12 protein-coding genes are annotated in these 14,312 nt (G+C 66.8%); 8 read left to right on the forward strand and 4 right to left on the reverse strand.

The genetic code is table 11. The annotated features are described in order from the left end of the window. The first annotated feature begins 2 nt into the window (after positions 1–2). Both LG306_RS05605 and LG306_RS05610 read left to right on the forward strand, forming a co-directional pair. Positions 3–1,109, forward strand: a complete 1,107-nt coding sequence (locus tag LG306_RS05605) for an FAD:protein FMN transferase (protein WP_404418850.1) — start codon at positions 3–5, stop codon at positions 1,107–1,109. Beyond that, positions 1,106–2,470 carry a sulfite reductase subunit alpha gene (locus LG306_RS05610; RefSeq protein ID WP_404418852.1) on the forward strand — a complete coding sequence of 455 codons (1,365 nt, stop codon included), beginning with the start codon at positions 1,106–1,108 and terminating at the stop codon, positions 2,468–2,470. Before LG306_RS05605 ends, LG306_RS05610 begins: the two co-directional genes overlap by 4 nt. Here the strand turns inward: LG306_RS05610 and LG306_RS05615 are convergent. Together LG306_RS05615 and murC are read right to left on the reverse strand one after the other, a co-directional pair. Beyond that, a complete protein-coding gene (locus LG306_RS05615) occupies positions 2,467–2,922 on the reverse strand; it encodes a hypothetical protein (protein WP_404418854.1) in 456 nt (151 codons plus the stop codon). The genes LG306_RS05610 and LG306_RS05615 overlap by 4 nt on opposite strands. A gap of 1 nt (position 2,923) precedes the next feature. Beyond that, a complete protein-coding gene (gene murC / locus LG306_RS05620; RefSeq protein WP_404418856.1) occupies positions 2,924–4,339 on the reverse strand; it encodes a UDP-N-acetylmuramate--L-alanine ligase in 1,416 nt (471 codons plus the stop codon). Between the two features lie 69 nt (positions 4,340–4,408). Between murC and LG306_RS05625 the strand changes: the two genes are divergently transcribed. The 6 genes from LG306_RS05625 (at position 4,409) to ligD (ending at position 13,013) form a co-directional block, all read left to right on the forward strand. Beyond that, positions 4,409–5,245 carry an LD-carboxypeptidase gene (locus LG306_RS05625; protein ID WP_404418858.1) on the forward strand — a complete coding sequence of 279 codons (837 nt, stop codon included), beginning with the start codon at positions 4,409–4,411 and terminating at the stop codon, positions 5,243–5,245. A 265-nt stretch (positions 5,246–5,510) separates the two neighbouring features. Then, positions 5,511–7,370: a DNA primase gene (gene dnaG / locus LG306_RS05630; RefSeq protein ID WP_404418860.1), complete on the forward strand. Its 1,860-nt coding sequence runs from the start codon at positions 5,511–5,513 to the stop codon at positions 7,368–7,370. Between the two features lie 74 nt (positions 7,371–7,444). Continuing rightward, entirely contained in the window at positions 7,445–9,391 is a 1,947-nt protein-coding gene (gene rpoD / locus LG306_RS05635) for an RNA polymerase sigma factor RpoD (protein WP_404418862.1), read from the forward strand. A gap of 49 nt (positions 9,392–9,440) precedes the next feature. Further along, positions 9,441–9,620 (forward strand): DUF2256 domain-containing protein, encoded by a 180-nt coding sequence (locus LG306_RS05640; protein WP_404418863.1) that lies wholly within the window; start codon positions 9,441–9,443, stop codon positions 9,618–9,620. A 56-nt stretch (positions 9,621–9,676) separates the two neighbouring features. Further along, entirely contained in the window at positions 9,677–10,417 is a 741-nt protein-coding gene (locus LG306_RS05645) for an extensin family protein (RefSeq protein WP_404418865.1), read from the forward strand. A 34-nt stretch (positions 10,418–10,451) separates the two neighbouring features. After that, a complete protein-coding gene (gene ligD / locus LG306_RS05650) occupies positions 10,452–13,013 on the forward strand; it encodes a DNA ligase D (RefSeq protein ID WP_404418867.1) in 2,562 nt (853 codons plus the stop codon). Here ligD and LG306_RS05655 read toward each other — a convergent pair. Both LG306_RS05655 and LG306_RS05660 read right to left on the reverse strand, forming a co-directional pair. Next, a complete protein-coding gene (locus LG306_RS05655) occupies positions 13,010–13,876 on the reverse strand; it encodes a Ku protein (RefSeq protein WP_404418868.1) in 867 nt (288 codons plus the stop codon). The two genes, ligD and LG306_RS05655, sit on opposite strands and share 4 nt — an antisense overlap. A gap of 69 nt (positions 13,877–13,945) precedes the next feature. Beyond that, positions 13,946–14,299, reverse strand: coding sequence for a DUF1428 domain-containing protein (locus LG306_RS05660; RefSeq protein ID WP_404418870.1), 354 nt, complete (start codon positions 14,297–14,299; stop codon positions 13,946–13,948). Between the last annotated feature and the right edge of the window lie 13 nt (positions 14,300–14,312).

The following is a 14,312-nucleotide window of genomic DNA, read 5'->3' on the forward strand; positions in this document are numbered from 1 at the left end:
CCATGTCCGACATCCCCCCCTCGCGCGGTTCACGCGCCGCCCCGCCCACGGTCAATATCGGCGACGCCGCCCCTCTGGGCGACCGCGCCGACAACCGCGTCCTCGTGCCCGCGATCGAAGGCGCGCCGCCACGTCCGCCCAGCGACCTGATCCGTTCGCTGGGCGGTCAGACCATGGGCACGACCTGGAGCGCGCGCGTCATCGCCCCGCCAGGCGTGGGCGAGGCCGAAATCCGGGCTGCGATCGAAGAGGAGTTTGCGACCGTCGTCGGTCTGTTCAGCCCGTGGGAGCCGTCCAGCGAAATCAGCCGCTTCAACACCGCGCCGGCCGGCGTCTGGGCGGTGTCCCAGCCGTTCTGGGATTTGCTGGATGCGGCGATGACCCTGGGCGACGAAACCAACGGCGCGGTCGATCCGACCCTGGGCGCCTTGGTCGATCTGTGGGGCTTCGGCCCGCCCGGACCGCGTTCGGCCTTGTTGCCCGTCCCGTCCGAGGACGAGATCGCGGCGGCTGCGGCCGTTTCGGGCTGGCAGAAGCTGCGGCTGAACGGCGAGGCGCGGGCTGTGATGCAGATGGGCGGGATGAGGCTGGACTTCTCCGGCATCGCCAAGGGCCATGCGGTGGATCGCGTGTCCGACCGGCTGATGGCCATGGGCGCGACCTCGCACCTGATCGAGATCGGCGGCGAGTTGAAAGGGCGCGGCGTCAAGCCGGACGCTCAGCCGTGGTGGGTCGAGATCGAGCGGGTCGAGGGTTCGCCTGCGCCCCACACCGTGGCGGCCCTGTTCGATCTGGCCGTGGCGACCAGCGGCGACTATCGCCGCGCGTTCCGCCATGACGGGCGCCTGTATCCCCACACCATCGACGGATCGACCGGGCGGCCGGTCAGCAACAATCTGAGTTCGGTCACCGTCCTGCACCCCTCGGCCATGATGGCCGACGCCTACGCCACGGCCCTGACCGTCATGGGGCCGTTCGATGGACCGGACTACGCCGAGGCCGTAGGCCTGATGGCCCATTTCGTCGAACGCACCGAGCGCGGGCCGGTCGAGCGGATGTCGCCGGCTTTCGCCGCTCTGCTCGACGACGACGGAGATCGTCCGGGGTGACAGCCGATCCGCAGCGCTGGCTGTGGGCGGTCGGGGCCTTGGCGCTTTGGCTGGCCCTGATCGCCGTCATCGTCTGGAGTGAACGCAGGGCCAGGGCGGCGGCCCGCGCGCGGTCTGATGCTCTGGCGGGCGCAGGCGAGGGCCAGCCGGTGCTGATCGCCTTCGCCAGCCAGACGGGCTTCGCCGAGGAACTGGCGTGGATGACGGCGCGGTCCTTGGGAGATGGCGGCGTGGGCGCGCGGGTGCTGTCCTTCGCTGACTTGGACCTAAAGACCCTCAAGGCGGCGGAGCGCGCGCTGCTGATCGTCTCCACGACGGGCGAGGGTGATCCGCCCGACAGCGCCGCCCGGTTCGTGCGCAAGGTCATGGGTGAGGCGACGGACTTGTCGAAATTGCGCTTCGGTCTGCTGGCGTTGGGCGACCGCAGCTATGACCAGTTCTGCGGCTTCGGCCATGCGGTCGACGGCTGGCTGCGACGCGCGGGCGCCGAACCTCTCTTCGACATGGTCGAGGTCGATAACGGTGAGGCCGGCGCCATCCGCCACTGGCAGCACCAGCTGAACCAGATCACCGGCAGCGTGACGGCCCCTGACTGGACGCCCCCGGCCTACGACCCCTGGCGGCTGGTCGAACGCATCCTGGTCAATCCGGGCAGTCCCGGCGGGGAGGCGTATCATCTGGCCTTCGAGGCCATGGGCGCGGCGCCCGACTGGTCGGCCGGCGACATCGCCGAGGTCGGCCTGCCTGAGCGTGATGGCGTCACGCCGGGTTCGCGCGAATATTCCATCGCCTCCCTGCCGTCTGACGGCCGGGTCGAGTTTCTGGTCCGCCTGATGCGCCATCCCGACGGCGCCCCGGGCCTGGCGTCGGGATGGCTGACGCAGGATTTGGCGCTGGGCGATCAGATCGGAATGCGCCTGCGCACCAACCGCAGCTTCCACGGCCCGGCGGACGAGACGCCGATGATCCTGATCGGCAACGGCACGGGCATCGCCGGCCTGCGCGCGCATTTGAAGGCGCGGACCGACGCGGGCGGGGCCTGGCTGCTGTTCGGAGAACGCACGCAGGCGCATGACGCCTTCTTCGATGCGGAGTTGCAGGCCTGGCTGGCGTCGGGCGTGCTGCGGCGGCTGGACCGGAGCTTCTCACGCGATGCGTGCGACGGCCGTTATGTGCAGGATCTGGTCGCGGCGGCGGCGAATGACTTGCGCGATTGGGTCGCGCGCGGGGCGGCCATCTACGTCTGCGGCAGTCTGGAAGGCATGTCGCAAGGCGTGCATGCCGTGCTGGAAAGCGCGCTGGGCGCGGACGTGGTGCTGACCATGTTGGAAGACGGCCGCTATCGGCGGGACGTTTACTAAGCTTCGGCCGATGGATTTTGATGGCTGCGCCACGCTGCCGTCAGAGCCGCGATGCTGGCAAAGCCCAAAAAGGCGGTGATCGCATACTCTGCATAGGTTGGCGCGATGTAGATGCGCCAGGTTTCGCTGCCGAAGGCAGGCCATTGCTCGACGGATGCGTGGATGAGGCCTTGATCGACCAAGATCCAGACGGCTGGAGCAACAATCAAAGCTGAAGCCATGAGAACCGTGGCAAACGGTGGAAGACGTCGCCCAAACAGCCATGCTCCAACGACGAGCAAAGCGCCGATGATCCAAGCCGCCAGCATTTCCGGACGAGCGTGGATCGGCAGCAACCAAAACGATCGGAAGACCGGGAGGGTTGGCCATACCGCCAGCAGCGCGACATAAAGAACGACGGAACACGCCATTCCGTAGATGCCGGCCGTAAAGATCGCCCGCCTTATCTTCATGTCACGGGGCCTCACCTAGCCGCCCCAACAGTTCCGCCGCGAAGGTCGACAGGGTGTCGTCGCGCGCTCCCATGACGATGATCCGGTCGCCCGGCTTGGCGATCTCGACGATCCGGTCGCCGCAGTCGGCGCGCGTCGCCAGCGCCTCGGCCTGACGGCCGGCGGCGCGGACGCCGGAAGCGATGTCTTCCGACCCCACGCTGCGGTCGGTCGTGCCGCCGTAGTAGACCGGCTCGGGCATCAGCAGCACGTCGTCCTCGCGCATCAGGCCGGCGAAACCGTCGATGAACTCCGACTTCATCAGCTTCAGCGGGCCGAACCCATGCGGCTGGAACAGGATCAGCAGCCGGCCGTCGAAGGCGTGCAGAGTCTTCAGCGTGGCGGCGATCTTGTCCGGGTTATGGGCGAAGTCGTCGATGACGGTGATGTCGCCCGCCGTCCCGACCACCTCCATCCGGCGCCGGATGCCGGCGAAGGTCTCCAGCGCCTTGACCGCCTCGGCCGTCGGCACGCCCAGCGCCCGCGTCGCGCCCAGCGCCGCCAGGGCGTTGGCGACATTGTGGGCGCCGGGCACATTCAGCACCACGTCGTGTTCGCTCCAGCCCTCGATCAGCCGGAACCGCATTCCTGTCGGCAGAGGCTGAAGATCATGGGCGGACAGGTCGGCCTTCTCTTCGCCCAGGCCGAAGGTGATCGCCTTGCCGGCCGGCAGGGTCTGGGCCAATTCCTGGGCCAGGGCCGCCGTCTCGGGATTGTCCAGGTTCAGCACGGCCGTCGTCGCCCGCGCGGTGAAGCCGCCGAACAGCTCGCGCAGTTCCTCCATCGACTTGTGGTCCAGCGAGATGTTGGACACCACCGCGACCGTCGGATCGTAGCGGGCGATGGAGCCGTCGCTTTCATCCACCTCCGACACGAACACGTCGGGGCCGCCGATCAGGGCGCTGGCGAAAGGATGGTCGGCGTCGGCGAAGTTCTTCATCACCGCCCCGTTCATGACGGTCGGCTCGCGGCCCGTCTGATGCAGGACCCAGGCGATCATGCCGGTGATGGTGGACTTGCCGCTGGTGCCCGCGACACCGACCGAGGTCGGGGCGGCGTTGAAGAGTTCGCTGAGCAGTTCGGGCCGGGTCTTGATGGTTGCGCCCGCGCGCCTGGCCGCGCCGATGTCGGGTACCGTCTCCTCGATGGCGCCGGTGGCGATGACGGTCTGATCCGCGCGGGTCACGCCTGATCCGTCCTGAGGGTGCAGGGTGACGCCGTGGGCGCGCAGCCAATCGAACTTCTCGGGCGTGCGGCCCTGGTCCAGCGCGCGGTCCGATCCTTCGATCACGGCGCCGCGCGCCTGGACGATCATGGCCAGGGGCAGCATGCCCGACCCGCCGATGCCGCAGAAGAAATAGGAGGCGTCTTGGTTCATGCCCCCTTAGAACAGGGGATCGGGCCGGTCCGCCAGTAGGGGATCGCAAAAACGACGAAGAAGACGGACGTGGAAACCAACAGCTTCAAGATCGGCGTCGTTTGCGCCAGTTCGCGCTTTTCGAAAGAGCGCGCCGAGACGATCGAGGCTTGGATGGCGCACAACCATCCCGACCGCGATGTCGCCGTCGTCTTCCATCCCGCCTGTTTCCTGAAGCACGGTCATTTCGCCGGCGACGACCGGGCGCGCGCGGACGCCTTCGTGGAGTTCGCCAACGATCCCCGCATCGACGCCATCTGGTTCGCACGCGGCGGATACGGCTCCTGTCGCATCGCCGATGCGGTGATCCCGCGCCTGGACGCCGTCGCCCGCAAGAAACGCTATATGGGCTATTCCGACGCCGGCAGCCTGTTGGCCGGGATGTACAAGGCCGGATTCAAGCATCTGGCGCACGGACCGATGGCTTCGGATTCGGTGCGCGACGACGCGACCGCGCGCGGCGCCCTGTCCTGGCTGACTACGGGACGCACCGACTGGATCGAGCCGTCGCTGAAGACCGATCCGCGCCCGGCCGTCGCCTTCAACCTGACCATCCTGAACGAACTGACCGGCACGTCTCTGGAGCCCGATCTGTCCGGCCACGTCCTGATGTTGGAGGAGGTGTCCGAGGCCGCCTACCGGATCGACCGGATGATGTTTCACTTGACCAGCCAGGCCAGCATCCGTCGCGTGGCCGGGATTCGCCTGGGACGGGTCTCGGACGTTACGCCAAACGATCCCGATTTTGGTCAGACTCCGGAGGAAATCGTTCGATACTGGTGCCTGCGCTCGGGCATACCCTTTCTGGGAAGCGCCGATATCGGGCATGACGCCGCCAACAAGGTCGTCCCCTTCGGTCGCCCTTAAGGCGAACGACGCGCGACGAAAAGGACACAGTCTCGCCTCTATTCGCTAGGGCAAGCCCGCACGCCTCTCGACAGAACGCCGGTCCTGACCTCAGATGCCGGTCCGCGAGGCGTTAGGACTTCGTTAGCCAAGGCGTTGGGGGACGCTGCGGTTTGCGCCTTCTGCGATGCGGCGGTTCGTTCGGATATCGGGGGATGCCCGGACGAGCCGCCTGATCGTCTTTCCATCCATCGACGTTGAGGGCCGCAGGGCTTAAGGATCGCGGGTGCGTTTCGACGAGAGATTCATCGATGAACTGAAGGCCCGCCTTCGGCCGTCCGACGTGATCGGGCGGACGGTGAAGCTGAAACGGCAGGGCCGCGAATATGTTGGGCTGTCACCGTTCTCGAAGGAGAAGTCGCCGTCCTTCTTCGTCAATGACGACAAGGGCTTCTTCCACGACTTTTCGTCCGGCAAGCATGGCGACATCATTTCCTTCCTGCAGGAGACCGAGCGGCTCAGCTTCGTCGAGGCGGTGCAGCGCCTGGCCGGCGAGGCGGGAATGCAGCTTCCCGCCGAAGACCCCAAGGAGGCCGAGCGCGAGCAGAAGCGGGCGGGTCTGTCGGACTGGATGGACCTGGCCCATAAATGGTTCGCCGCAAACCTGCGCCGCACGCCGGGCAAGGCGGCGCGCGAATATCTGGACAAGCGCGGCCTGCCCGAGGATCAGTGGGAGCGGTTCGGCCTGGGCTATGCGCCCAATGACCGTGAGGGGCTGAAGCAGGCGTTGGTCCAGCGCGGCGCCAAGCCCGCCGAACTGGTCGAGGCCGGGCTGCTGATCTCGCCCGAAAGCGGCGGCCAGCCCTATGATCGGTTCCGCGACCGGCTGATGTTCCCGATCCTGGATGCGCGCGGCCGGATCGTCAGCTTCGGCGGCCGGGCCATGAACCCTGACGACCGGGCGAAATACCTGAACGGCCCGGAAAGCCCGCTCTTCCACAAGGGCGCGACCCTTTACGGCCTGCCTGAGGCGCGGCGGATCCTGGGCGCGGAATCCAAGAACGATCAGGCCATCATCGTGGTTGAAGGCTATATGGACGTCATCGCCTGCCAGCGCGCGGGCCTGCCGGCCGTGGCGCCGATGGGCACGGCTCTGACCGAAGAGCAGATGGAACGGCTGTGGCGCGTGTCGCACGAGCCGATCCTTTGCTTCGACGGCGATGCGGCGGGACTGCGCGCCGCCTATCGCGCCATCGAACGGTCGCTGCCGCTGCTGAAGCCGGGGCGCTCATTCCGATTTGCGCTGCTGGGCGCCGGTCAGGATCCCGATGACATTCTGCGCGACAAGGGCGCGCCCGCGCTGCGTCAGGCCCTGGCCGAAACCCATGGGTTCGCCGAGGTGCTGTTCCGCCGCGAACAGGATCTGGAGCCGCTGGACACGCCGGAACGCAAGGCCGGCTTCAAGGCGCGGCTGAGGAACACCGCCTCAGCCATCCAGGACAAGGATCTGGCCGAACAATACCGCCGCGACCTGTTCGACCGTTTCGACGCCCTGTTCCCGCGCAGCCCTCAACGCGCGCCTTGGACGCCGGGGCAGGGCAAACGCGGTTTCGGCCCGCCGCCCAAACTGGGCCAGACGGCCGAGGGCGCCCAGGCGATGCAGTCGCTGTTTCGCGCCATCGAGCCCGTGCCGGCCGCCCTGGCCCACGGCGCCATCGACGACCCCGAACGGATGGACGACCATCTGGAAGAGATCGCCGCCCACGGATTCGGCGACAAGGGGCTGGATGGACTGGCGCAGGAGCTGGTTCGCCTGCGTCTGTCGGGACATAGCCTTGACTCCGCCGCCCTGCGACGCCATCTGGCGCAATCGGGTCATGATGCCTTAGTGCGCGAGGTCGAGAAGGCGGCGGCAAAGTCCGGCGCGCCATTCCTGGCCGCAAATGCGCCCCTCGCCGAGGCAAGGGTCCGATGGTCGCAGGCGTTCGACGCTTCGACGCGGGTCGCCGCGTTGGAGGACGCCTTGGCCCATGCACGTGATGTGCCTGGGCAGGATGAGGCGTTCCGCCGGCTGAAGGCCGAGCGGGATGCGCTTCGCCGTGCGATCAAAGCCGGGACGATTTGGGAAGACAGCGCGGGCACGTAACCTTACGGCACGCCAAGCATTGTATTTTTCGCCGGGGCGGACTGATCACCCCTCCGGCCGGAGACAGACTGACTATGAACGCACAGACCGAGACGCAGGAAACCGAGGTTTCGACCGATGGGCCCCTGCTCGATCTGACGGACGCCGGCGTCAAGAAGTTCATCAAGCAAGCCAAGGCGCGCGGCTATGTGACGATGGAGGAGCTGAACAAGGTCCTGCCGTCCGAAGAAGTCACGCCCGACGCCATTGAAGACACCCTGGCGATGCTGTCCGAAATGGGCGTCAACGTCGTGGAGGCCGAGGAGGACGCGCAGGAGCAGCAGTCCACCGACGTCGCCGCTGCGGCCGGCACCGCCGTGGCCGAAACGCCCGCCAAGTCGGCCTATGACCGCACGGACGACCCCGTGCGCATGTATCTGCGCGAGATGGGTTCGGTCGAACTGCTGAGCCGCGAGGGCGAAATCGCCATCGCCAAGCGGATTGAGGCCGGCCGCGACGCCATGATCTCGGGTCTGTGCGAAAGCGCCCTGACCTTCGAGGCCATCATGGTGTGGCGCGACGAGCTGGAGAACAACCGCATCCTGCTGCGCGAGGTCATCGACCTGGACGCAACCTATGGCGTGCTGAACCCTTCGTCCCTGCCGGGCGCCGCCCAGCCTGAAGGCGAAGAGGAAGACGAGGCCGAGGACAAGCCGGCCGCCGAGGACAAGCCTGAATCCGACGACGAAGACGACGACGACTTCGACGACGGCGGCGGCATGTCGATCTCGGCGCTGGAAGCCGAGCTGCGCGACGGGGTGATGGACGTGCTGAACGCCATCGCTGCGGACTTCGGCGCCTTCCGCGCCCTGCAGGACAAGCTGGTTCAGGCCCGCCTGAAGGGCGAGGTGCTGAGCGCCAAGGATGAAAAGGCCTATCAGGCGCTGACGACGTCCATCTCGGACCGTCTGAAGACGATGAAGCTGAACAACAACCGCATCGAGGCGCTGGTCGAGCAGCTCTATGCGATCAACAAGCGCCTGATCGGTCTGGAAGGCCGTCTGCTGCGTCTCGCCGACAGCTACGGCATTTCGCGTCCTGAGTTCCTCAAGGCCTATTTCGGCTCCGAGCTCGACCCCGCCTGGACCGACCGGATCAAGGATCAGGGCGTGCGCTGGACCAAGTTCAGCGAGAACGAAGCCAGCCAGATCGCGACCATCCGTTCCGACGTCGCCGCTGTGGCGCTGGAAGCCGGTCTGCCGATCGACGACTACCGCCGCATCGTCCAAACGGTGCAGAAGGGCGAACGCGAAGCGCGGCAAGCCAAGAAGGAAATGGTCGAGGCCAACCTGCGCCTCGTGATTTCCATCGCTAAGAAATACACCAACCGCGGCCTGCAGTTCCTGGACCTGATCCAGGAGGGCAACATCGGCCTGATGAAGGCGGTCGACAAGTTCGAGTACCGCCGCGGCTACAAGTTCTCGACCTACGCCACCTGGTGGATCCGTCAGGCGATCACCCGCTCGATCGCCGACCAGGCGCGCACCATCCGCATCCCGGTGCACATGATCGAGACGATCAACAAGATCGTCCGCACCAGCCGCCAGATGCTGCACGAGATCGGCCGCGAGCCGACCCCGGAAGAACTGGCCGAAAAGCTGGCCATGCCGCTCGAGAAGGTGCGCAAGGTCCTGAAGATCGCCAAGGAGCCGATCTCGCTGGAAACCCCGATCGGGGACGAGGAAGACAGCCACTTGGGCGACTTCATCGAGGACAAGAACGCCGTCCTGCCGATCGACGCCGCCATCCAGTCGAACCTGCGCGAGACCACGACCCGCGTGCTGGCGTCCCTGACGCCGCGTGAGGAGCGGGTCCTGCGGATGCGCTTCGGCATCGGCATGAACACGGACCACACGCTGGAAGAAGTCGGACAGCAGTTCTCGGTGACCCGCGAACGCATCCGTCAGATCGAGGCCAAGGCGCTGCGCAAGCTGAAGCACCCGTCTCGGTCGCGCAAACTGCGGTCCTTCCTGGACAGCTGATAGGATCAAGGGCGGCTCCGACGGGCCGCCCTTTTTCTTGGCAGGCGACATGGCCCGAAAACACGTCAATCTCGGCACGGCGTCGGCCAAGTCCGACCTGCCGGAAAAGCGCTGCGCCGCCTGCGGCCTGCCGTTCGCCTGGCGCAAGAAGTGGGCGCGGGACTGGGATCAGGTGCGGTTCTGCTCGGATCGGTGCCGGGCCAAGGGCGCGTCCGAAGAGCGCCGATAGACGGCTCTCCGCCTCGTGACCACGGCGGCGGCGGGAATCAGCTAAGCGTCGCGACCATGCTCTCCGTTTCGCGCGTCTCTCCCATTCTCATCGGCCTCGGCGTCCTGCTGATCCTGAGCGGCTGCGTGCGACGGCCGCCCGAGCCGCTCCGGCCGTCGCCCTATCCGTCCCGCACCGAGGCGCCGCTGGTCGGGGGGCTGGTGGACCGGATGATCGACGGCGGCACCCAGACCCTGGTCGTGCGCGAGGGGAGTGATCTGGGGCGCTGCATGGCCGAGCTGACCGTCGCGCGCGTGCGGTTCAGTCCCGTGCCGGATCGCCAGAACACTGCGACCTGCGGCCTGCATCAAGGCGGGGTGCTGGGCGCCGACCTGGGGACGGTGGCGCGCATGGCGCCGGGCGATGTGGAGATGACCTGTCAGACGGCGCTGGCGCTGAGCATCTGGCGTCGTCAGTCGCTGGAGCCGGCGGCGCGCGAGATCCTGGGCTCGGACGTCGTGCAGATCGACCACATGGGGGCCTACGCCTGTCGCAATGTGAACAACGGCGTGGGGTCGAACCGCATCAGCGCCCATTCCCAGGCGGCGGCGCTGGACTTCGCCGGGGTGCGGTTAAGGGACGGGCGGCGCATCACCGTGACTAAGGACTGGAGCGGCGACACGCCCGAGGCCCGCTTCCTGAAGCGTATCCGCGACGACGCCTGCCGCATCTTCGGCACGACGCTGAGCCCCGACTATAACGCCGTCCACTACGACCACCTGCACCTCGAGGCGACCGATACGCGCTTCTGTCGCTGAGGCAACGCTTTGGCGCGGGGCGGATTACGCCCCTATGCGCGGTGAACTGAAGACCTATCAGGCCAAGCGCCGGTTCGGCGAAACGCCCGAGCCGAAGGGCGCCAAGGCCAGGCGCGCGAAGGGCGGCTTCCGCTATCTGATCCAGCGCCATGCGGCGACGCGGCTGCACTATGATTTCCGCATCGAGGCGGACGGGGTGCTGAAGTCCTGGGCCGTGACCAAGGCGCCGTCGCGCGACACGGCGGTGAAGCGTCTGGCGGTCGAGGTCGAGGATCATCCGCTGGATTACGGGTCGTTCGAGGGCACGATCCCGGATGGCAACTACGGCGCCGGAACGGTGCAGATGTGGGATGTCGGCACCTGGGAGCCGCAGGAGCCGGACCTGGAGGCGGCCTGGGCCAAGGGTCAGATCAAGATGATCCTTCACGGCGAGCGGCTGAAGGGCAAATGGGCGCTGATCCGGCTGAAGAGCGATCGGGGCAAACCCTCCAAACGCAGCAACTGGCTGCTGCTGAAGGAGAAGGACGACTTCGCCGTGGCGGGGGAGGGCGATGCGCTGGCCGAAATCGACGCCTCTGTGACGACCGGCCGGTCGCTGGCCGAGATCGCGGATGGGACGAAAGAGTGGACGGCGTCCAAGCCGACGGGGCGTAAAGGTCCGGCCAAGCCCAAGCCCTCGAAAGCGGCGGCGACGGCAAAAAAACCGCCGGCCTTCGTGCCGATCCAGCTGTGCAAGGTGACCGACCATCCGCCGGGCGGGACGGGCTGGGCGCACGAGATCAAGTTCGATGGCTATCGCATCCAGATCGGCGTGGGCGGCGGTCGGGCGGTCTTGAGGACGCGCAAGGGTCTGAACTGGAGCGACAAGTTCCCGGATCTGGCGGCGGACGCGGCGACCTGGCCCGCCGCGGTGATCGACGGCGAGCTGTGCGCGCTGGACGACGATCACATGCCGGACTTCGGGGCGTTGCAGGCGGCCATCTCGGACGAGAAGACGGAAGGCCTGGTCTATTTCGCCTTTGACCTGTTGTTCGAAGGGGCGGAGGATCTGCGCGAACTGCCGCTGTCGCATCGCAAGGCGCGGCTGCAGGCCTATGTGGACCGGATCGGAAAGGCGGCCGCCGGGCGGTTGCGCTATGTCGAGCATTTCGCCTCGACCGGCCAGGCGGTGCTGGAGAGCGCCTGCCGCATGGATCTGGAAGGCGTGATCTCCAAGAAACTGGAGGCCTCCTATCATGCCGGGCGGTCTTCGACCTGGCTGAAGTCCAAATGCCGGGGGCGCGACGAAGTGGTGATCGGCGGCTGGTCTTCCGAGGGCGGCACGCGGTTCCGCTCCTTGCTGGTCGGGGTCAGGGAAAAGGGCGGCCTTCGCTATTTGGGCCGGGTCGGGACCGGCTATGGCGAGGCGGTGACGAAGACGCTTGTTCCGGCGCTAAAGGGCGTGGCGGCGCAGAAGTCTCCCTTCGCCGGGGCGGGCGCGCCCAAGGCGGCCAAGGACATCCATTGGGTCAAGCCGGTGCTGGTCGCCGAGGTCGAGCACGGCGGCTATACCGAAGCCGGCTCGCTGCGGCAGGCGGCGTTCAAGGGCTTGCGCGAAGACAAGACGGCCGCCGAGGTCACCGAGCCGCCGCAACCGCCCACGGACATGGGCGACGCGAAGAAGACCACGACGACGGTGCGACCGGCCGGAAAGCCCGGCAAGGTGGTCGTGGCGGGCGTGACCATCTCCAGCCCTGACAAGGTGTTATGGCCCGCCGTCGGCGACCTACCGGCGATCACCAAGGCCGATCTGGCCCGATATTATGAGGCGGCGGCCGAGCGGATCCTGCCCCATGTGGCGGACCGGCCGACCTCGATCATCCGGGCGCCCGAGGGAATCGGCGGCGAGACCTTTTTCCAGCGGCACGCCATGGCGGGGTCGAACCCGCGGTTGAAGCTGATCGATGTCAAGGCGCGCACCCCTTACGTCGCCGCCGTCGATGTCGGCGGCCTGGTCGCCATCGCCCAGTCGGGCGGTCTTGAGCTGCACCCCTGGGGCTGTGCGCCCGGCCAGCCGGAGATCCCTGAGCAAATCACCTTCGACCTGGATCCGGACGAGGGGCTGGACTTCGCCGACGTCATCGCCGCGTCCAAGGTCGTGAAAGCGAAGATCGAGGCGCTGGGTCTCGCCGCCTTCGTCAAGACGACCGGGGGCAAAGGGCTGCACGTCGTCGTGCCGATCAAGACCGACGCCCGCTCGCGTGTGACCTGGGATCAGAACAAGGCCTTCGCCAAGGCGGTGGCCGAGGCCATCCGCGCCGAGGCGCCGGACCGGTTCACAACCACCCTGGCCAAGAAGGCGCGGGGTGGAAAGATCTTCATCGACTATCTGCGCAACGGGCGAATGGCGACGGCGGTCGCGCCCTGGTCGCCGCGCGCACGGCCGGGGGCGGGGATCGCCTTCCCGCTGTCGTGGGGGCAGGTGAAGGCCGGGCTGGACCCCGCCGCATTCAACCTTTGGACCTATGCGGCCTTGCTGAAGAAGCCCGATCCCTGGGCCGATTTCCGCGCTTCGGCGGTTAGTCTGAAATCGGCGCTGAAAAAGATGGGCGTCTAGGCTGCTGTCTTCTTCTTTGCCGCAGCCTTCTTGGGCGTCGCCTTCTTTGCCGGGGCCTTCTTTGCGGCTGGCTTCTTCGTCCCCGTCGCCGACCCCTTCAGGCTGTTCCGCAATGCGGCCATCAGGTCGATGACATTGGTGTCGTCGGGTTCGGCGACATCGACCATGCCCTTGCCGCCCTTGGACTTGGCCTTGATCATCGCGCGCAGAGCGTCGTCGTAGCCGTCCTTGAAGTCCGTCGGGTCGAAGTCCGCCTCCTTCTGCCCGATGATGCGCGCGGCGATCTCGACCATGTCGGGATCGGCCTTCACCGTCGGAATATCGTCGAAATAATCGTCAGAATCGCGCACCTCGTCATGGGCGCGCAGGGTGTAGGCGATCAGCCCCTTGCCCCGGACCTCCAGCGCCAGCTGGCGCTCCTTGCCCCGCAAGACCAGCTGACCCAGCGCCACCTTGCCCTGCTTCTTCATGGCGTCGCGGATGACGGCGAAGGCCTCGACGCCCGCGCCTTTCTCGGGCACCACGAAGAAGGGGTCGTCCCAGTACAGCCGGTCGATGTCATCCTCGTCGACGAACTTGTCGATCGAGATGGTCTTGGTGCTCTCCAGCTTCACCTTGTCGAAGTCGGCGTCGTCGAACAGGACGTATTCGTCCTTGGACACCTCATAGCCGCGCACCAGATCGCTGCGCTCGACCGGCCCGGCGTCCGGGTCGGTCGGCACCATGCGGATGCGATTGTTGGTGTCGGGATTGATCAGGTGAAAACGCACGTCGTTCGTGCTGGTCGTCGCCGTGTAGAGGGCCACCGGACAGGTGACCAGCGACAGCTTCAGATGTCCTTGCCAGGTGGGGCGGGCGGCCATTTCGGTTCTCCTCGATCCCTGACAATGCGTCAGGGCGATTTGCGTTCGAACAAGGCCGCCGCCTGGGCATCAGGCCTTGCCTTCGAAGGCAACGCTGAAACCGCCCCACATCATGCGCTTGCCATCGAAGGGCATGTCCATGTTCGCAAAGTCGGGTTCGTCCTGCATCTTGCCGAAACAGGCGTCGGCTGTGGCGCGGTCGGGCCAGGTGACCCAGGAGAAGACGACGACCTCGCCCTCTTGCAGCTTCACCGCCATGGGAAAGCTGGTCAGGGCGCCGTCCGGCACGTCCTCTCCCCAGGTCTCGACCTGCGACAGGGCGCCGTATTTCTGGAACAGGGGCCAAGCGACTTCGGCGGACTTGACGTAGCGCGCCTTGTCCTCGGTTTTCACGGGGGTCAGGAAGCCGGTCACATAGGTCATCGGTCGTCTCCTC

The sequence above is a fragment of the Brevundimonas vesicularis genome (genome assembly GCF_044807075.1).
GTDB classification, from domain to species: Bacteria; Pseudomonadota; Alphaproteobacteria; order Caulobacterales; family Caulobacteraceae; genus Brevundimonas; species Brevundimonas vesicularis_G.

Bases quoted from the DNA above. Each gene is read 5' to 3' on its own strand.
- LG306_RS05605 (WP_404418850.1), top strand. From the start codon at position 3: ATGTCCGACATCCCCCCCTCGCGCGGTTCACGCGCCGCCCCGCCCACG.
- LG306_RS05615 (WP_404418854.1), bottom strand. From the start codon at position 2,922: ATGAAGATAAGGCGGGCGATCTTTACGGCCGGCATCTACGGAATGGCG.
- murC (WP_404418856.1), bottom strand. From the start codon at position 4,339: ATGAACCAAGACGCCTCCTATTTCTTCTGCGGCATCGGCGGGTCGGGC.
- rpoD (WP_404418862.1), top strand. From the start codon at position 7,445: ATGAACGCACAGACCGAGACGCAGGAAACCGAGGTTTCGACCGATGGG.
- LG306_RS05640 (WP_404418863.1), top strand. From the start codon at position 9,441: ATGGCCCGAAAACACGTCAATCTCGGCACGGCGTCGGCCAAGTCCGAC.
- LG306_RS05645 (WP_404418865.1), top strand. From the start codon at position 9,677: ATGCTCTCCGTTTCGCGCGTCTCTCCCATTCTCATCGGCCTCGGCGTC.
- ligD (WP_404418867.1), top strand. From the start codon at position 10,452: ATGCGCGGTGAACTGAAGACCTATCAGGCCAAGCGCCGGTTCGGCGAA.
- LG306_RS05655 (WP_404418868.1), bottom strand. From the start codon at position 13,876: ATGGCCGCCCGCCCCACCTGGCAAGGACATCTGAAGCTGTCGCTGGTC.
- LG306_RS05660 (WP_404418870.1), bottom strand. From the start codon at position 14,299: ATGACCTATGTGACCGGCTTCCTGACCCCCGTGAAAACCGAGGACAAG.